Annotated in this window: 16 protein-coding genes and 1 pseudogene; 13 read left to right on the forward strand and 4 right to left on the reverse strand. The window is 47.3% G+C overall.

The features are described 5' to 3' along the window. Nucleotides 1-100: 100 nt before the first annotated feature. The 11 genes and pseudogenes from DWW10_RS26005 to DWW10_RS07295 all read left to right on the forward strand — a co-directional run bounded on the left by DWW10_RS26005 (nt 101) and on the right by DWW10_RS07295 (nt 11535). Nucleotides 101-1105 carry a prenyltransferase/squalene oxidase repeat-containing protein gene (locus DWW10_RS26005; protein ID WP_182021366.1) on the forward strand — a complete coding sequence of 335 codons (1005 nt, stop codon included), beginning with the start codon at nt 101-103 and terminating at the stop codon, nt 1103-1105. After that, nucleotides 1071-2105, forward strand: coding sequence for a glycosyltransferase family 4 protein (locus DWW10_RS07255; RefSeq protein ID WP_022392948.1), 1035 nt, complete (start codon nt 1071-1073; stop codon nt 2103-2105). Before DWW10_RS26005 ends, DWW10_RS07255 begins: the two co-directional genes overlap by 35 nt. Before the next feature lie 13 nt (nt 2106-2118). Further along, nucleotides 2119-2313, forward strand: coding sequence for a hypothetical protein (locus DWW10_RS07260; RefSeq protein WP_022392947.1), 195 nt, complete (start codon nt 2119-2121; stop codon nt 2311-2313). Then, nucleotides 2274-2402: pseudogene (locus DWW10_RS26665) on the forward strand (delta-aminolevulinic acid dehydratase); the annotation flags it as partial. The gene DWW10_RS07260 and the pseudogene DWW10_RS26665, both read left to right, overlap by 40 nt. A 19-nt stretch (nt 2403-2421) precedes the next feature. Then, nucleotides 2422-3120 carry a WecB/TagA/CpsF family glycosyltransferase gene (locus DWW10_RS07265; protein WP_022392946.1) on the forward strand — a complete coding sequence of 233 codons (699 nt, stop codon included), beginning with the start codon at nt 2422-2424 and terminating at the stop codon, nt 3118-3120. A 10-nt stretch (nt 3121-3130) separates the two neighbouring features. Continuing rightward, nucleotides 3131-4285 carry a non-hydrolyzing UDP-N-acetylglucosamine 2-epimerase gene (gene wecB, locus DWW10_RS07270; protein ID WP_118421258.1) on the forward strand — a complete coding sequence of 385 codons (1155 nt, stop codon included), beginning with the start codon at nt 3131-3133 and terminating at the stop codon, nt 4283-4285. Between the two features lie 9 nt (nt 4286-4294). Continuing rightward, nucleotides 4295-5500 (forward strand): UDP-N-acetyl-D-mannosamine dehydrogenase, encoded by a 1206-nt coding sequence (wecC, locus tag DWW10_RS07275; RefSeq protein WP_022392944.1) that lies wholly within the window; start codon nt 4295-4297, stop codon nt 5498-5500. Between the two features lie 79 nt (nt 5501-5579). Continuing rightward, complete coding sequence (locus DWW10_RS07280) at nt 5580-6440, forward strand: YjbH domain-containing protein (protein WP_409012352.1); 861 nt, start codon at nt 5580-5582, stop codon at nt 6438-6440. A gap of 20 nt (nt 6441-6460) precedes the next feature. Continuing rightward, entirely contained in the window at nt 6461-7225 is a 765-nt protein-coding gene (locus DWW10_RS07285; RefSeq protein ID WP_022392942.1) for a YjbH domain-containing protein, read from the forward strand. A gap of 44 nt (nt 7226-7269) precedes the next feature. Beyond that, nucleotides 7270-8460, forward strand: a complete 1191-nt coding sequence (locus DWW10_RS07290; RefSeq protein WP_022392941.1) for a carboxypeptidase-like regulatory domain-containing protein — start codon at nt 7270-7272, stop codon at nt 8458-8460. A gap of 105 nt (nt 8461-8565) precedes the next feature. After that, on the forward strand, nt 8566-11535 hold the full coding sequence (locus tag DWW10_RS07295) for a PEP/pyruvate-binding domain-containing protein (protein WP_022392940.1): 2970 nt from the start codon (nt 8566-8568) through the stop codon (nt 11533-11535). A 28-nt stretch (nt 11536-11563) separates the two neighbouring features. On the opposite strand, the gene DWW10_RS07300 is transcribed toward DWW10_RS07295, so the two are convergent. Next, entirely contained in the window at nt 11564-12472 is a 909-nt protein-coding gene (locus DWW10_RS07300) for a metallophosphoesterase (RefSeq protein WP_022392939.1), read from the reverse strand. Between the two features lie 106 nt (nt 12473-12578). On the opposite strand from DWW10_RS07300, the gene menA reads away from it, so the two are divergent. Continuing rightward, complete coding sequence (gene menA / locus DWW10_RS07305) at nt 12579-13490, forward strand: 1,4-dihydroxy-2-naphthoate octaprenyltransferase (RefSeq protein WP_022392938.1); 912 nt, start codon at nt 12579-12581, stop codon at nt 13488-13490. A 129-nt stretch (nt 13491-13619) separates the two neighbouring features. On the opposite strand, the gene rfbB is transcribed toward menA, so the two are convergent. The 3 genes from rfbB to DWW10_RS07320 form a co-directional block, all read right to left on the reverse strand. Further along, nucleotides 13620-14759 carry a dTDP-glucose 4,6-dehydratase gene (gene rfbB, locus DWW10_RS07310; RefSeq protein WP_022392937.1) on the reverse strand — a complete coding sequence of 380 codons (1140 nt, stop codon included), beginning with the start codon at nt 14757-14759 and terminating at the stop codon, nt 13620-13622. A gap of 33 nt (nt 14760-14792) precedes the next feature. Beyond that, nucleotides 14793-15665 carry a glucose-1-phosphate thymidylyltransferase RfbA gene (gene rfbA / locus DWW10_RS07315; RefSeq protein WP_007667881.1) on the reverse strand — a complete coding sequence of 291 codons (873 nt, stop codon included), beginning with the start codon at nt 15663-15665 and terminating at the stop codon, nt 14793-14795. Nucleotides 15666-15813: 148 nt separating this feature from the next. After that, nucleotides 15814-16305: a metallophosphoesterase family protein gene (locus DWW10_RS07320; protein WP_007667884.1), complete on the reverse strand. Its 492-nt coding sequence runs from the start codon at nt 16303-16305 to the stop codon at nt 15814-15816. 57 nt (nt 16306-16362) lie between these two features. Here DWW10_RS07320 and DWW10_RS07325 point away from each other — a divergent pair, with 57 nt between their 5' ends. Then, complete coding sequence (locus DWW10_RS07325) at nt 16363-18486, forward strand: RNA degradosome polyphosphate kinase (protein ID WP_022392936.1); 2124 nt, start codon at nt 16363-16365, stop codon at nt 18484-18486. Nucleotides 18487-18515 lie beyond the last annotated feature (29 nt).

The raw sequence follows: 18515 nt of genomic DNA on the forward strand, positions 1-18515 counted from the left end.
AGAATGCAATCACGTTCCTGACCGTCTTTTTGGCAAGAACCCCAAATTTAACGCATTGCTTCGTACTTTCTTTAGATTGTTTCCTTACAATTTTAGGAATATGACCAGACCAGAATCCGGATTATATCCTTTGACTCCACAATGTCTGGTAGCAATGTTAAAAGCTTTTGCAATAAGCAATAATCTGGAGGTAATTACCAAATTATATCAGCGTATCTTGACATTACGTTCCCCACAAACCAAAAAATTTGCATTAAAACAAGGAATAAGAATAGCTATTAATTTATATGAGAATTCGGCGGACGATCCAACACCATTGAATACAGTATGGTTTGGGCAATTCCTGTTAGACGAACATTCCGGCATATTCAAAGAAACAGAAAAAAAAGAGTTGTTGCTCTCAATAGCAGCTTACTTGACTGAGGAATTGGGATACGCAGACCATAAAGAGCAAGGAGTGTATTTTTATTATGGGCCTACCTTGAAAAAGGAGGTCTATAATGCCAGTGCCATCATCAGTGCGTTTTTGATAAGATTAGGGATAAAGTATAAAATAAATGAGTATATAGAATTAGGAAAAAGGGGGATTAGATATATCTGCAACAAGCAAAATAAAGATGGAAGCTGGTTCTATGCCGGAAAGCCCGAGCGTTCCACTATCGACTGTTTCCATCAGTCCTATATTTTGCAGGCCATTTGTTCTGTAAAGGATTATCTTCCTTTCGATACTGTCGAAGTGATAACAAAAGGTACTGCATTCTATAAGACACTGTTCGTTGAGGAAGGAGGCTATCTGCATCCTGTGCGTTATGACAAACGATATACGCCGCATAACACCTGGCTATTCGTGAAAGTGGACGGACGTGATGTTGCCGAAGCACTGGTGTTCTTTACTTTATACACATCGGAAAAAGAGATGGTAAATCGATTACTTCGATATGCTTACGACAAATTTTATGATAAGAAAAGAGGATATATGATACCGGAACGGTTTGTTTATGGGAAAAACAGAATTCCGTATATCGAATTTCAGGCTTGGTTTCTACATGCCTTTTTAATAGTAAAACATTATGGACAAAATAAGGGTGATATCGGTTTATCCTAATTTTGCCAATCATGGCGGAGCACAGGACGTGGCTTTGCAATTGGCAGAAAAGCTGAATGAAGGAACGGAACCTATTGTCTTGACAGAAACCTGTTTTGCGGATATTGTACCCGATTATAGGGAAAGGGCAAGATTCATGCCGTTTAGTTGGCGGTCGGTTCATAATCTGGCTGACGGGCATACCGTATTTCTTTCGCATCATCGGAAAAGTACATCGCTATTAATGCTTTTCAGTCTCTTATCTGGCAAAAAAACATATGTTTTACACGTGGCTCACAACACATTTACGAATTTGAGGTGTCTCAGTTCCTTTCCGAAAAGGATTGTGGCCGTATCCAATGGCGTAAAAGAGAATTTGATGAGCTATTTTCGCGTGCCGGAAGAGCGGATTACTGTCATATTCAATGGTAAAGAAGACTGCCGGAACAATCAGAACGTAAAGACTGACAATCGGGAAATACATATCTTATTGCCCGGAAGAATATGCGGTGTGAAACAGCAGGTAGATATAGTAAGGATGACTCGTGACAAATTGCTGCCTCACATCCATATTTATTTTGCTGGAGCAGGTGAAGAAGTAGAATTGCTGAAAAAAGAAATAGAGGGCGAGACACAGTATCATTATGTAGGTTTCCTGAATATGACAGAGAATCTGAACAGATATGACTATGTATGTCTGTTTTCAAAGAATGAAGGATTAGGTTTGTCTCTAATCGAAGGATTGATGTTTGGCAAGCCGCTGATAACAAATGATTTGCCAGCCGTGCTCGATGTGAATAAAGCCGGAGAGACCGGTTTCGTTTTTCCAAATTTCACAGCACTTGTAAAGGGTTTGAATGAACTGCCTATGCCGGATAGCGAAGCGTATCAACATTTGTCATGCAATGCCAGATTACGTTATGAACGCTTTTTTACTGAAGGAAATATGATTATACAATATAAACGAATCATAGAACAAGAAATAAGACAAATTACTCCCCCAATTAACACTATTCAATAAAAAAATCACAGATATGCTGCCTGACGTGATAGATTCTTTCCTGTCGTTGAAGAGCTATTGCGAACGGGAGCATTTCAAGGGATGGGATTCGTATGCCGGACTGAATTCCCGTTTATTTCAAGCCATTCCTTTTCTGAAGAAGTCGGCCCTGTGCCGGTTGGTGGTGAGAACAGACAGGGCAAGGAAGCCTATTTCTATTACCAACTGAAACCGGGCATCAGTTCCAAGATTCCGTATATGCGCTGGAGTAATGCGTTTATGTTCAATGCACTAAGTCATTACCTGCTTAACCAATAAATAACCAAATATATCTTTTATGTATAAAGTCTCATTGAACGGGGTCGAAATTTTCCCTTTCGCCTCTGAAGAGCAGTTGTTGCATTATGTGGACACACATAAAGGTATCCTTGTGGCCATCAATGCCGAAAAGATACTGCACGCCACGGAACAGACACGTGCCATCATCAACCGGAACATCGGATATTGTGACGGAGCGGGTGTGCAGATGGCTTTGAAACAAAAAGGATACGAGAGTGCATGCAAGGTTCCCGGATGTGAACTATGGCTGAAAATTGTAGCCTGTTTCTACCGGGAAAAAACATTCTATCTGGTAGGCAGCAAGCCGCAGGTGATAGAGGAAACTATAGACAAGCTCTGCCATGAATACAAAGGTATTCGTATTGTAGGTTATCGTGACGGATATATCAAGACTGAGGAGAAGAAACAACAGCTGATAGCCGACATTGCGGAAAAGAAGCCCGATGTGGTGTTCGTGGCGATGGGCTCTCCCAAGCAGGAACTGCTGATGGAAGAAATACAGCAGAAGCACCGCGCCATTTTCCAAGGATTGGGTGGCAGCTTCGATGTGTATACCGGACACGTGCAACGTGCGCCGAAATGGTGGGTGGATCATAATATTGAGTTTGCCTACCGGCTAATAAAGGAACCGAAAAGAATCAAGCGTCAGATCTACCTGGTGAAGTATGCCTGGTGGCTGATGGCTAAAAAACTATAAGTAAATAAAGATGAAGAAAGTAATGTTGGTCTTCGGTACCCGTCCGGAGGCAATCAAGATGGCTCCGCTGGTGAAAGAATTCCAGAAGCAGTCGGAACGGGTGGAGACTGTGGTATGCGTGACCGGACAACACCGGGAGATGCTTGACCAAGTGCTGGAGATATTTGACATCAAGCCTGATTATGATTTGAACATTATGAAGCAAGGGCAAGACCTCTATGATGTGACGGCTCGTGTGCTGACGGGTATGCGTGACGTGCTGAAAGAAGCACAACCTGATGTGGTACTGGTGCATGGTGATACCACCACTTCCACGGCTTCTGCCTTGGCGGCGTTCTATCAGCAGATTCCGGTGGCGCATATTGAAGCGGGACTGCGTACACATAACATATATAGTCCGTGGCCGGAAGAGATGAACCGACTGATCACGGGGCGTATCGCTACGTATCACTTTTCACCAACCCCATTGAGTCGTCAGAACCTCTTGGATGAAGGGGTAAAAACGGAACAAATTCATGTGACGGGTAATACCGTAATTGATGCGCTCTACTGGGTGGTGGAGAAAATAAAGAGCAACAAGGCAATGGATAATGAACTGGAAAGTGTACTAAGCAAAGCAGGTTATGATGTGAACCGTTTGAACAATGGTAAGAAGTTGGTGCTGATTACCGGCCATCGCCGCGAGAACTTTGGGAACGGTTTCATTAATATGTGTACAGCCATCAATGATTTGACAGAGAAGTACCCAAATGTGGACTTTGTATATCCGATGCACTTGAATCCTAATGTGCGCAAGCCAATACATGAGGTGTTTGGTGAGGACTTATCAGACTTGGGCAATATGTTCTTCATTGAACCATTAGAGTATCTGAGCTTTGTGTATCTGATGGAAAAATCGACCATCGTACTGACCGATAGCGGTGGCATCCAAGAGGAAGCTCCGGGATTAGGCAAGCCTGTATTGGTGATGCGTGACACGACGGAACGCCCCGAGGCTTTGGACGCAGGTACGGTGAAACTGGTAGGTACGGATTATGATAAGATTGTAAGTGAAGTGTCATCTTTGATTGATGATGAAACCGCTTACGAGAAAATGAGCAAGGCGGTGAACCCTTATGGTGACGGACTGGCTTGTAGAAGAATTGTGGAAATTATAACAAAATAAAAATAAGGTATGAAAGCTTGTTTTATGGGCTTGGGCTATATTGGTTTGCCCACAGCCATCATTGCCGCCAAGCACGGCATTCAGATTACGGGTGTTGACATCAACCCCAAAGTAGTGGAAATGACAAATGCAGGACGTCTGCACATCATTGAACCGGGTATTGAAGAGATGCTGAAAGAGGTGGTGGCCTCGGGGATGCTGAAAGCATCGACTACTCCTGAAACCGCTGATGCCTACTTCATGGTGGTGCCCACTCCGTTTAAGGGCAATCATGAACCGGATGTGAGCTACGTAGAAGCTGCTACACGTGCGGTGCTTCCGTTCTTGAAAGAGGGCGACTTGTATGTGATTGAATCAACTTCGCCGGTAGGTACTACTGAGGTGATGGCAAATATCATCTTTGCTGAGCGACCAGAGTTGAAGGATAAAATCTACATCGCATACTGCCCAGAGCGTATTTTGCCAGGAAATGTGATTTATGAATTGGTACACAATGACCGGGTGATTGGCGGTATGAATGAGGCTTCAACCGATAAAGCGATAGAGTTCTATGCCCGGTTTGTACAAGGTACTCTACACAAGACCAATGCCCGCACGGCGGAGATGTGTAAACTGACTGAGAATTCCAGTCGTGACGTGCAGATTGCTTTCGCCAACGAACTTTCCATCATTTGCGACAAGGCTGGTATCAATGTATGGGAGCTGATTAATCTTGCCAACAAGCACCCGCGCGTGAACATCCTTCAACCGGGTTGCGGTGTAGGTGGTCATTGTATTGCGGTGGATCCTTATTTCATTACTTCGGACTTCCCCGCCGAGAGCAAGTTGATTGCCAATGCACGCGAAATTAACAATTACAAGGCCTTCTGGTGTGCAGAGCGTGTGAAGAATGCCATGCTGGAGTTTGAACTGAAGAACCATCGTAAGCCTACTGTGGCTATGATGGGACTGGCTTTTAAACCGAATATCGATGACTTGCGCGAAAGTCCGTCGAAGTATATCACGACCAAAGTGATGCAGAGCTGTAACAATGCTAATATCCTTGTGGTGGAGCCAAATGTGAAGGAACACAACGTGTTTAAACTGACCGACTACCGCGAGGCATACAATAAAGCTGACATCGTGGCGTTCCTCACTGCGCACAACGAGTTTAAGACATTGGAGTGGAGTTGCGACAAGGTGATATTGGACTTCTGCGGAATATTCAAGAAGTGAGAGAGCTATAGAAATGCCCGAAGGTAAAATGAAGACAAGACAGGTAGGAATGGTGCTATGGATAGCTATCTTGCTGTTTATGGTGGCATCCTCACTCTATGCACAAAAAGCTTCCACTCTGGTACAGTCGAAAGTGGAAATATTTACCGGAGCGGAGTTACACTACCGCGACTTGTTCTACGGAAAGATTTACGAAGTGCTGGTGAACTTCACTCCGGGAGTGAAATGGAACATGGGCAGGCAGTGGATGTTGGCGGGACAGGCTATCATCCCAGTATATAACGACTATGGAAGCCGATACAAGAAGGTGAGGCTGAACATGGCGGTTCTTTCCAAGGAATGGGACTGGAACAGAAAGCAGTTCTTGAAGATGAGTGGCGGTCTGTTCGGTATGGAGCGTTATGGCTTGGATGTGAAGTGGATGTATCCCGTGAACCACTGGTTAGCACTGGATGCGCAAGTGGGACTGACGGGCTTCTGCTCTATGGCTGCGGGCTGGGAATGCAGCAAGATGACGCGCGTAAGCGGATGGGCTGGTGTAAGAGTTTACTTGGAAAAGGTGAATACGGAAATGCGACTGAAGGGTGGCAGATTTATATATGAAGACTATGGCATGTATGCCGAGGCAATGCGGCACTTTAAGCATTGTACGGTGGGTGTGTATGCACAGTATAGCGACCAATGGAAAGAAAATGGTGGATTCAAGGTGGTGATGATGATTCCACCCTACAAGCGTAAGACTCGCAAGGTGCAGGTGCGCCCGGCATCGAATTTCAGACTAACCTACAACATACAAGGACAAGGCTATGCGGTGAAAACATACAATACCGACCCGGAAGAGAACGAACGTGAAGGCTGGTTTGACCGTGAACGGTTAGACTGGGGTGCGAATACGATGCACCCAGACTTTGTGATAAAGAAGAAAGGAGGGCGTGAATGATGCTAAGCACAAAATCAGTAATGAGACATATCCTTTTTCTGCTTTTCGTAGGAATGTCTTCTTTGGCTTTCGCCCAGCAATACACCGGAATGAGCGGACTTATCCATGTGCCTACTGCGGATATGAATGATATGGGGGAAGCACGTATAGGCGGACATTTTTTGAACAAAGAATTTGTGCCTAATGAAGCGTTTGCCTTTCGCGGAAGCAAGTATCATACAAACACCCATTATCTGAGTATAACTCCTTTTTCTTGGATAGAGCTGGCATATACCTGTACACTGATGAAGGGATATAAGAACAATGAGGACTTGGATGATTATGGCTATTACCATAAAGATCGTTATTTCTCCATCAAAGTGCAACCCATCAGGGAACATGAAGGCAAGTGGTGGCCAAGCATTGCTATCGGTAGCAACGACCCTGTTACTACTAGCAATAAAAAGGATAGGACAGATCTACCGGAAAAGAATCGAAATCAGATATTCGCCAACTTCTACATTGCCGCCACCAAACATTTCTCTCTACAAAATCAAGTTGTAGGCATCCATCTGGCTTACCGCAAATGGAAGCGCAACTACAATAGCAAGTGGAACGGACCTGTTGGTGGCATCACTTTTCAACCTTCTTTCCAAAAAAACTTGCGCCTGATAGCAGAATATACCGGTAATGAGGTAAATGTAGGCTTTGACTGGAAGTTGTGGAAGCATCTGCTGCTACAATCTTCCTTACAGGACGGAAGATATTTTACCGGAGGCATCTGCTTCTGCATGAATCTATTGTGATAGTTATTTATTTTTCATCATCAATAACATTAAACTTTTATTTTATGGGAAAATTTGTAAAGAAAGGAGCTTTCATGCTCCTTGTTGCCTTCCTCGCTTTAGGTATGGCAAATTGTAAAGACGATGATCCGGACTACGAGAACGTAACGCCGCCGGAAGTGCCCGTTACCAACAGTATCAGCGGTGTGATTACAGGTGTCAGTGGAGAAGGTATCAATGGAGCTACCGTCACAATGGACGGAACCACCACTTTAAAAACCGCTGCCGACGGAACATATGCCTTTGAAGACGTCAAAGCAGGAAGTCACACTCTGAAAGCGGAAGCCAACGGCAAAATTGCCAAAGAAGAGAGTGTGAGCGTGGAAAACAGTGAAAAGGGAAGCATTGTCCTCTGGAATGCCACTCTTGCCAATGAAGGCATAACCATAACCACCAAAGAAGACGTTGCGGGTGAAGCCAAAGTGGAGACCGAAACCGTGAAAGGTAATGAGAAGGCAAAAATTGAGATTACCGTAACAGTGCCGGAGAATGCCGTATCAGACAAGACCGCGACTATTACACTAACTCCGATTTATAGTGTAGACGATGCCGCTAAATCCAGATCTACACGGGCGAGTGAAGAATCCGTACTTCTGGTAGGAACAAACCTGAAGTGCTCTAATGCATCAGCCACCCTTGCTACACCGATGACCCTGACATACAATGTGGATGCTGAGATAACAGGCAGCGTTTCTGCCAAGAAGCTGGTCAACGGTTTATGGGTAAATGCTCCGTTTGAAGTTAATGAAGGAACTATTTCCGTGACAGCAGACTCTTTCACATCCTACTCCCTGTTCCTGAACGCAAGTATTACAACCAAGACATCCAGCGAAGTTTTAACATTCAATCCAAACACTTTTGACAATTTGTATGGTAGCGGCGATATGGCTGTAGGCACTTCTTCTTATCAATATAAGGTGGGTACGGAAATTACCTCCTCCGGAACAACCAAACTTACCGCATATCTGATTGAAATTCTGGCCCGTCTGGCAGGCGCAAGCGTTACAACAATTGAGAAAAACTATCCTATCAATGTAACTTTATCCATAGGAACAGCACTGAGCATCAGTGGTACACAGTCTGCAACCACTTATACGGTTTCTGCACTGAAACGCTCAGTTTCGGGCAAGAAATATGGAAATATTTCAGTCACAACCAGAGCCTACAACCGCCAACATACGGGTGGCAGCAACTGATGAAATAAATTTCTCTTATCAACCTGGATTAAAGCCAATCACCTCATCGTGGTTGGCTTTTTTTTATTACTTTTGTCCATCCAAACCAATAATTCGTGATAGGCCATGCTCAGCAAGCTTAAATTAAACCAGCTTTATTTTAAAGATACGCAGTTCGCCAACCTGATGACGCGCCGCATTTTCAACATTCTTCTGATAGCCAACCCCTATGATGCTTTCATGCTGGAAGACGACGGACGTATAGATGAAAAAATCTTTAACGAATACACATCGCTCTCCCTGCGCTATCCACCACGTTTTACCCAGGCATCCACCTGTGAAGAAGCGTTGGCACAACTTTCCACCGTACCGTTCGACCTCATCATCTGCATGCCGGGTACGGGAGATAACGACAGTTTCGATGTAGCACGCCACATCAAGGGCCTGTACGAGCATATCCCCATGGTGATACTGACTCCTTTCAGTCACGGCATCACCAAGCGTATTGCCAATGAAGACCTGAGCCCCTTCGAATATATCTTCTGTTGGCTGGGAAATACCGATTTGCTGGTGTCTATCATCAAACTGATAGAGGATAAAATGAACCTGGAACACGATGTAAACGAAGTCGGTGTACAAGTGATTCTGGTAGTGGAAGATGGTATCCGGTTCTACTCATCCATCTTGCCCAACCTGTATAAATTCGTACTGAAACAAAGCCAGGAATTCAGTACCGAAGCATTGAATGCCCACCAACGGACACTGCGTATGCGTGGACGTCCGAAGATCGTGCTGGCGCGTACCTATGAAGAAGCTACCGGTATCTACGAGAAATACAAGAATAATATATTAGGAGTGATTACCGATGTTCGCTTCCCGCGTGTGGAACGTGGCGAAAAGGATGGACTGGCAGGTATCAAGCTGTGCGCCGCCATCCGTAAGGAAGATCCGTTCGTGCCGCTCATCATCCAGTCGTCCGAATCGGAAAATGCACTGTATGCATCCAAATACGGTGCCGCCTTCATCGACAAGAACTCCAAGAAGATGGATGTGGACCTGCGCCGCATCGTATCGGACAACTTCGGTTTCGGCGATTTCATTTTCCGCAATCCCGATACGCTGGAAGAGATAGCCCGCGTAAAGAATCTGAAAGAATTGCAGAATATCCTCTTTGCCGTACCTGCAGAGTCGTTCCTCTACCATATCAGCCGTAACCACGTCAGCCGCTGGCTCTACTCACGCGCCATGTTCCCGGTGGCAGAGTTCCTGAAACCTATCACTTGGAACAGCCTGCAAGACGTGGATGCCCACCGCAAGATCATCTTCGAAGCCATCGTAAAATACCGCAAGATGAAGAACCAGGGTGTGGTAGCTGTGTTCAAGCGTGACCGCTTCGACCGTTACTCCAACTTTGCCCGTATCGGCGATGGTTCATTGGGAGGCAAAGGTCGTGGATTGGCTTTTATTGACAACATGGTGAAGCATCATCCCGAATTTGAAGAGTTCGATAATGCCCGCGTTGCCATCCCTAAGACAGTGGTACTCTGTACCGATGTCTTCGACGAGTTCATGGAGACAAACAACCTGTATCAGGTAGCCCTCTCCGATGCTGATGACGACTTAATCCTGCGCTACTTCCTGAAAGCCAAACTACCCGATCGGTTGGTGGAAGACTTCTTCACCTTCTTCGATGTAGTGAAGTCACCGCTTGCCATCCGCTCGTCTTCCTTGCTCGAAGATTCGCACTATCAGCCCTTCGCCGGAATCTATAATACTTATATGATTCCGTATCTGGATGATAAATACGAAATGCTCCGGATGCTGTCCGACGCCATCAAAGGTGTATATGCTTCGGTCTATTTCCGCGATAGCAAGGCGTATATGCAGGCCACAAGCAATGTCATCGACCAGGAAAAGATGGCTGTCATCCTGCAAGAGGTAGTCGGCAACCAATATGGCGACCGTTATTATCCCAGTATGTCCGGCGTGGCACGTTCACTCAACTATTACCCCATCGGTGATGAAAAGGCCGAAGAAGGTACAGTAAACCTCGCCCTCGGTCTTGGCAAGTACATCGTAGACGGTGGCATGACGCTCCGTTTCTCTCCCTATCATCCGCATCAGATTCTGCAAACCAGCGAAATGGAGATAGCCCTGAAAGAGACGCAAACCCGTTTCTACGCCCTCGACCTGCGCAATGCCGGACACGATTTCTCTATGGACGATGGCTTTAACCTGCTGAAACTACACGTGAAAGAGGCGGAAAAGGATGGAGCACTGAACTACATAGCCTCCACCTACGACCCTTACGACCAGATTATCCGCGACGGTCTTTATCCCGGTGGGCGCAAGGTAATCACTTTCGCCAACATCCTGCAACATGATGTTTTCCCGTTGGCACGTATCCTGCAACTGGTATTGAAGTACGGTGAGCAGGAAATGCGCCGCCCCGTCGAGATAGAGTTTGCCGCCACCATGAGCCGCGAACAAGATAAATCGGGCACTTTCTACTTGTTGCAAATACGTCCTATCGTAGACACCAAAGAAATGCTGGACGAAGACCTCACCGCCATACCGGATGAGAAAACCCTACTCCGCTCCAACAACTCGCTGGGTCATGGCATTATGAATGATATCTATGACGTCGTCTACGTGAAGACGGATGACTACAGTGCATCGCACAATCAGGAGATTGCCTGGGAGATAGAGAAGCTGAACCAGCAATTCCTGGACGAAGGGCGAAACTATGTCCTCGTCGGTCCCGGACGCTGGGGAAGTAGTGACACCTGGCTTGGCATCCCCGTGAAGTGGCCGCACATCAGCGCCGCCCGCGTCATTGTGGAAGCCGGACTGACGAATTACCGTGTAGACCCCAGTCAGGGAACCCATTTCTTCCAGAACCTAACGTCATTCGGCGTAGGGTATTTCACCATCAATGCATTTATGAACGACGGTGTATACAACCAGGAATTCCTGAATGCCCAACCTGCCGTGCACGAGACGAAATACCTGCGGCACGTACATTTCGAACAACCTGTAACAGTAAAGATGGATGGCAAGAAGAAGCTGGGAGTAGTACTGATGCCCGAAGAATAATTTCTGTTCTCATTCAAAGAGAATATGATTAGTGATGGACATTCAGTTCTATCACCACCACCTCGCTGGGGGCAAACATGCGGATATTCTTATTGGAAGTCCCCAGACCATTGGTAATAATCATCGGTATTCCTTGGGAATTGCGCTTCAGTCCGCCACGAAACCGCTGTCCGTAGTGCGAAGGAAGAATGGGAGCATAAAGCCCGAACAGCGTCACCTGCCCACCGTGTGTATGTCCAGCGAGGACAAGGTCGGTATTCGTTATGGCAACATCCTCGGCATAGTCGGGCGTATGCGTCAGCAGAATCACGAAATCATCAGGTGAAAGGGCGAGCGTAGGAGATACACCATTCTTCTGCAGATCGAAAGGATTGCGAACGCCGGCTATCAGAATCTCCGCCCCGTCCCGCTTCAGTGTATCCACGCGGTGCTCCAGCAAATGAATGTTGTGTGCCTCCAGTTGGCGCACAATGTCGGCGTAGCAAGCCTCATAGTCGTTGTTGCCCAGCACCACGTAAGTACCCATCGGCACCTTCACCGCAGCCAGGGCGGAGATGACGGGCGCCACATACTCACATCCCTCGTGCAGGTCGCCACCCACCAGCAGCACGTCTGCCCGCTGGTCATTGAGCAAGCGGACCAAGTTCTCAAGACCCTTCTCCTTGAAAAGACTCTTGTAGTGCAAATCCGAAATGAAAGCAATGCGGAAACCGTCGAAAGCGGCAGGCACGTCGGGGTGGCTGAACTGGTACGTCCGCACCCGGCTGATGCCCCGGTAGCCGGAACCTGCCTTTGAAGAGGTTATTTCTGTATCGACGAGTCGGATACTGTCCGCTGCCGAAGTCTCCGGCGGCAGAGAAGGAAGCACGTACTGGTTCGATCTACAAGAAGAGAGAAACAGTACTCCAAGAATCACATAGAGGAATTTCTTCATCATATACAAGCAGTATTTTCTTCATAACACAGACACAAAGATAGGCATTTTCAGTATCTTTGTTGCAAGAATCGGTAAACAAGCATTCACCCTAAACTAAAAACGGAATATGAAAGAGATTAAACTGAATTCACCTTATGCCTGGTTTCTCGCCGCCCGTCCCAAGACCTTGACGGGAGCCATCATCCCCGTACTGCTGGGTAGTGCCCTGGCTTTCAGCGACGGAGAGTTCAAGACCCTGCCCGCCCTGCTGTGCGCCCTCTTCGCCTGCGGCATGCAAATTGCCGCAAATTTCATCAATGACCTTTTCGACTTTCAGAAAGGCACCGACCGTAAAGATCGTCTGGGTCCGCCACGTGCTTGCGCCGAAGGCTGGATTACTCCGGGAGCCATGAAACTTGGCATCGGCTGCGCATTGCTGCTGTCGTGCCTGGCAGGACTGGCACTGCTCTTCACCGTCTGGGGACAACTGCCCCACGGAGGCTGGGAACTGGTGGCACTGGGAGTAGTATGTATCCTGTTTGCCTTCCTCTACACCACGCTGCTCTCCTATCTGGGCTGGGGCGATGTGCTGGTGCTGGTCTTCTTCGGCTTCGTGCCCGTATGCGGCACCTACTACGTGCAAGCCTACACGCTGAATATGGACGTGTTGGTACTGTCGCTCGTCAGCGGTCTGGCCATAGACACCCTGCTGATGGTGAACAACTATCGCGACCGCGAGCAAGATACCGTGAGTGGCAAGTGCACGCTAGTGGTGCGCTATGGCCGGAAGTTCGGTGAAAATATGTATTTGGGGCTGGGCATTGCCGCCACGCTGCTCTGTCTCTGGTTTGTAAATACCGGCCGACTGACGCTGATCGAGTTTATCTGGGCCCCCTGCGTCTACCTCTGCATGCACGCCCTGACGTGGCGCAAGATGGTGAACATCCGCAGTGGTAAAGGGCTGAACCGTATCCTGGGCGAGACTTCACGCAACATGCTATTTCTGGGCATACTGCTGGCCGTAGCACTGGCTGCATAAACGCAGCAGGCATCCGGATTCATCCCATGAGACAAAAAAAATCATCCCGTGAGGCGAAAAATTCCGTCTCACGGGATAAAAAAAATCATCTCATGAGACTATTTAAGATCGTCTCATGAGATGAAATTATCATCTTTTACCGTACATCTTCTCGTAATAGTGCTGGTAGTCGCCGCTGGTTACTTCTTCCACCCACGCCTGGTTATTCAGATACCACTCAATGGTCTTCACGATACCGTCTTCGAACTTCGTTTCGGGATACCAGCCCAGAGCAGCGGTAATCTTTGCCGGGTCGATGGCATAGCGCTGGTCATGACCGAGACGGTCCTTCACGAAAGTAATCAGGTCTTCATTAATCCAGCTGATGTCAATCTGGCCATCTTCGCCTTTCGTCTTCTTCTTCAGGACTTCGCGATATTCGGGCTTCTCCGTCATCAGGCGGTGGATGGTGGCAATAGTCAGCTTCACGATTTCAAGGTTGGTCTTTTCGTTATGGCCACCTACGTTGTACACTTCACCTTCCACACCTTCGCGAACCACCAGGTCGATAGCTTTGCAATGGTCTTCCACATAAAGCCAGTCGCGCACATTGCTGCCGTCACCGTAGACAGGAAGTTTCTTTCCTTCCAAAATATTCTTGATAATAAGCGGGATCAGCTTTTCAGGGAAGTGATACGGGCCGTAGTTATTGGAACAGCGGGTAATGGTCACCGGCATTTTATAGGTATCATGGTAAGCCATAACCACCATGTCGGCGCTGGTCTTGGAAGCACTGTACGGACTATGCGGACAAAGCGGGGTTTGCTCCGTGAAGTAGCCGTCGGCACCCAACGAACCGTACACTTCATCCGTAGACACCTGATGGTAGCGCACACCCTTGCGCCAGGTAGGATAGCCATTCTCATCCTTACCCGTCACCCAGGCACGGCGGGCTGCATCCAGCAGGTTCTGCGTACCCAGAATATTAGTAACCAGGAAGAGCTGCGGGTTCTCAATGCTGCGGTCTACGTGACTCTCGGCAGCAAAGTTCACCACGTAGTCGAATTTAAATTTGGCAAACAGTTCGTCGGCAAGTATCCGGTCGCAGATGTCACCTTTTACAAAGAAACAGCGTTCGTCATCAATGTCTTTAGCGATGGTTCCAAGGTTTCCGGCATAGGTTAAAGCATCAAGTATCACAAGCTGCACGTCATCATGCTTTGCCAGGATGTACTTGATATAGTTCGCGCCGATAAATCCGGCAGCACCGGTTACAAGATAAGTCTTCATGTACTTAATTTTTAATTATCAATTATTAATTGTTCATCGGTGGGAGTTGGCGAGTTCCATCAGGTAGGTGCCATATTCCGTTTTGCCAAGTTGTTCACCAAGACGGTAAAGCTGGTCGGCATCTATCCAACCCTTACGCCAGGCTATCTCTTCGATGCAGCTGACGCGGAAGCCCTGACGGTTCTGTATGGTAGCCACAAAGTTGCTTGCTTCCAGCAGGCTGTCACAGTTTCCGGTATCGAGCCATGCAAAACCACGACCGAAGATTTCGACTTTCAACGTGCCCTCGTCCAGATACAGACGATTCAAATCCGTAATTTCATATTCGCCACGGGCGGAAGGTTTCAGGGCGGCAGCCTTGGCAGTAACGGTAGAGTCGTAGAAATACAGACCGGGCACTGCATAGTTGCTCTTGGGCTGTGCAGGTTTCTCTTCGAGGGAAATCGCTTTTCCGTCGGCATCAAATTCCACCACACCATAAGCACGAGGGTCCTTCACATAATATCCGAAGATGCATGCACCTTTTTCAATGGAGGCAGCACGTTTCAGCATGGCAGAGAAGCCCTGTCCGTAGAACATGTTATCACCCAGAATGAGACATCCCGGCTCACCGTTCAGAAACTCGGCCCCCAGCACGAAAGCCTGAGCCAGTCCGTTAGGCTGCTCTTGTATCTTATAAGCAAAGGACATTCCAAGCTCTTCACCCGTACCCAGCAATTCGCGAAACATGGGCAAGTCACGTGGAGTGGAGATAATCAGCACTTCGCGTATCCCCGCCAACATAAGCGTGGAAAGCGGATAATAAATCATTGGCTTGTCATAAACCGGCATAATCTGCTTGGAAATAGCCTTAGATAAGGGGTAAAGACGGGTGGCGCTACCACCGGCAAGAATAATTCCTTTCATATTTCAGTTCTTTTTTCGGTTGATACAAATATAGAATAAAATAAGAAGGAGGACAACGCCCCACGGCTCTCGGTGATCTATTCAGGCTACAAAGATAATGCAAACGGAATGCAGTACAAAATAATTTAAATTATTTTTAGGAGCTTTCTCACCCTGCGAGTTCTATCACTTCAAGATCCTTGAACACCCCATTGTCCACAATAAAGCGTACCATGGTACGTACTTTATGGAATCCGGAGATACCTGCAGCACCGGGATTGATGTGCAGCATATCGAGCGTTTTGTCATACTTTACCTTTAGTATATGGGAGTGTCCACTGATGAAAAGCTTAGGCGGACGCACCAGGATACTGCCCCGTATGGAAGGATCATAATTACCGGGATAACCGCCGATATGCTTTATCAATACCTCGGCACCATCGACCGTGAAACGGTTGATTTGCGGATAGACCTGACGGATGTCTTGCCCGTCGATGTTACCATACACGGCACGGAAAGGCCGGAATGCCTCCAGCTTCCGGGCCACCTCCAGCGAGCCGATGTCACCGGCATGCCAGATTTCGTCACACGTCTCGAAATATTGCAGATATTTTTCATCCCAATAGCCGTGTGTATCGGATAATAAACCAACTTTTGTCATCTTTCTTTTGTTTATCTGTGCAAAGGTAACTATATTTGGGCAAATCTTGATGAAACCATGGAAAACCAATATCAATATTTTAAACGGGACATCAGTTGGCTGTCATTCAACTACCGTGTCCTGCTGGAAGCGGAAGATGATACTCTTCCACTATATGAACGCATTAACTTTATATCCATTTATTCTTCCAACCTGGAAGAATTCTACAAAATACGCGTTGCCGACCATAAGGCAATAGCTACCGGTGCCGCGCAAAGTGACGAGGAAACAGTACAATCGACCATCGAACTGGTAGACGCAATCAATCTTGAAGTGAACCGCCAGATGGAGGACCGTATCCGCATCTATGAACAGAAAATACTTCCTGCCCTGAAGAAAAACCATATCATCTTTTATCAGAGCCGCAACGTAGAACCGTTTCATCGTGACTTTGTACGGCGCTTTTTCCGGGAAGAAATCTTCCCTTTCCTGCAGCCCGTACCTGTTTCCAAAGATAAGGTAATCTCTTTCCTGAGAGATAACCGCCTGTATCTGGCCGTACGCCTGTTTCCGAAAGGGAAGGAGGTAACAAGGGAAAAAGTTGACAAGGAGACAAGGGAAGAAGGAGACAAGGGAGAATCTCCTTGTCAACTCTCCCCTCAGTACTTTGTGATGAAGCAGCCCTACAGCAAAGTACCCCGTTTCATCGAACTGCCCAAAGTGGGGAACAACTATTACCTGATGTTCATCGAAGATATCATCAAGGCCAATCTGGATGTGATCTTTCCCGGTTATGATGTGGACAGCAGTTATTGTATCAAGATTTCGCGCGATGCGGATATACTGATAGACGATGCCGCCAATACTTCCGAAATCATAGAACAGGTGAAGACCAAGGTGAAAAAGCGCAAGATAGGAGATGTCTGCCGCTTTGTGTACGACCGTGCCATGCCGCAGGACTTCCTCGACTACCTGATAGACGCTTTCCATATTGACCGCCGTGAACTGGTTCCGGGTGATAAACACCTGAACCTGGAAGACTTGCGGCATCTGCCCAATCCGAATCCGAATATCCATCCCATCCGGAAACCGCAACCGATGAAGCTGACATGCCTCAACGAACGGGAGTCCATTTTCCAATATGTAGAGAAGAAGGATCTGTTATTACATTACCCTTACCACTCCTTCGAGCACTTCATCCACTTCCTGTACGAGGCGGTGCACGAACCTACCGTACGCGAAATCATGGTAACCCAATACCGGGTGGCGGAAAACTCCGCTGTTATCAATACCCTGATAGCTGCCGCCCAGAATGGGAAGAAAGTCACGGTCTTCGTGGAACTGAAAGCCCGCTTCGATGAAGAGAACAACCTTACCACCGCCGAAATGATGAAAGCATCGGGTATCAATATTATATATAGTATACCCAAATTGAAAGTACATGCCAAAGTCGCCCTCGTCCTGCGCCGTGACAAAGAGGATAAGAAACTGACCAGCTATGCGTACATCAGCACCGGGAATTTCAATGAAAAGACTGCCACACTGTATGCCGACAGCGGACTGTTCACCTGCAATCCCATCATCGTCAACGACCTTCACAATCTGTTCCGCACCTTGCGGGGGAAAGAGAATCCTGTATTCCACCGGTTACTGGTGGCACGCTTCAACCTTATACCGGAACTGAACCGCCTCATCGATCATGAAATACAACTGGCAAGGAAAGGTAAGGAAGGCCGGATCATTCTTAAAATGAACGCGCTGCAGGACCCCACCATGATAGACCGCCTGTATGAAGCCTCACAGGCCGGTGTGGAAATAGACCTGATCGTACGCGGCATTTGCTGCCTGATACCGGGACAAGAATACAGTCGTAACATTCGTGTAACACGTATTGTGGATACATTTCTGGAACATGCCCGTATATGGTACTTCGGTAATGGTGGCAATCCGAAGCTCTTCCTCGGTTCACCGGACTGGATGCGGCGTAACCTGTACCGCCGCATTGAAGCCATCACTCCTATATTGGACCCCGATGCCAAGCAGGAGCTGATAGATATGCTTTCCATCCAGCTTTCGGACAAGCGCAAGGCCTGTTTCGTAGATGAAAACCTACATAACTGCTGGAAATCGGCCCATCCGCAGAAAGAAAAAGTACGTTCGCAGTATACCTTTTATGAATACTTGAAAGAGAAACTTGAATAACATTGTAACATTTCTGTAATATGTATGAC

This window comes from Bacteroides intestinalis, from assembly GCF_003464595.1.
GTDB lineage: Bacteria > Bacteroidota > Bacteroidia > Bacteroidales > Bacteroidaceae > Bacteroides > Bacteroides intestinalis_A.

Excerpts from the sequence above, each read along its gene's own strand:
- DWW10_RS07290 (WP_022392941.1), top strand. The coding sequence starts at position 7,270 with ATGGGAAAATTTGTAAAGAAAGGAGCTTTCATGCTCCTTGTTGCCTTC.
- DWW10_RS07260 (WP_022392947.1), top strand. The coding sequence starts at position 2,119 with ATGCTGCCTGACGTGATAGATTCTTTCCTGTCGTTGAAGAGCTATTGC.
- rfbB (WP_022392937.1), bottom strand. The coding sequence starts at position 14,759 with ATGAAGACTTATCTTGTAACCGGTGCTGCCGGATTTATCGGCGCGAAC.
- rfbA (WP_007667881.1), bottom strand. The coding sequence starts at position 15,665 with ATGAAAGGAATTATTCTTGCCGGTGGTAGCGCCACCCGTCTTTACCCC.
- menA (WP_022392938.1), top strand. The coding sequence starts at position 12,579 with ATGAAAGAGATTAAACTGAATTCACCTTATGCCTGGTTTCTCGCCGCC.
- DWW10_RS07280 (WP_409012352.1), top strand. The coding sequence starts at position 5,580 with ATGGTGGCATCCTCACTCTATGCACAAAAAGCTTCCACTCTGGTACAG.
- wecC (WP_022392944.1), top strand. The coding sequence starts at position 4,295 with ATGAAAGCTTGTTTTATGGGCTTGGGCTATATTGGTTTGCCCACAGCC.
- DWW10_RS07265 (WP_022392946.1), top strand. The coding sequence starts at position 2,422 with ATGTATAAAGTCTCATTGAACGGGGTCGAAATTTTCCCTTTCGCCTCT.
- DWW10_RS07295 (WP_022392940.1), top strand. The coding sequence starts at position 8,566 with ATGCTCAGCAAGCTTAAATTAAACCAGCTTTATTTTAAAGATACGCAG.
- DWW10_RS26005 (WP_182021366.1), top strand. The coding sequence starts at position 101 with ATGACCAGACCAGAATCCGGATTATATCCTTTGACTCCACAATGTCTG.
- DWW10_RS07300 (WP_022392939.1), bottom strand. The coding sequence starts at position 12,472 with ATGATGAAGAAATTCCTCTATGTGATTCTTGGAGTACTGTTTCTCTCT.
- DWW10_RS07285 (WP_022392942.1), top strand. The coding sequence starts at position 6,461 with ATGAGACATATCCTTTTTCTGCTTTTCGTAGGAATGTCTTCTTTGGCT.
- DWW10_RS07325 (WP_022392936.1), top strand. The coding sequence starts at position 16,363 with ATGGAAAACCAATATCAATATTTTAAACGGGACATCAGTTGGCTGTCA.
- wecB (WP_118421258.1), top strand. The coding sequence starts at position 3,131 with ATGAAGAAAGTAATGTTGGTCTTCGGTACCCGTCCGGAGGCAATCAAG.
- DWW10_RS07255 (WP_022392948.1), top strand. The coding sequence starts at position 1,071 with ATGGACAAAATAAGGGTGATATCGGTTTATCCTAATTTTGCCAATCAT.
- DWW10_RS07320 (WP_007667884.1), bottom strand. The coding sequence starts at position 16,305 with ATGACAAAAGTTGGTTTATTATCCGATACACACGGCTATTGGGATGAA.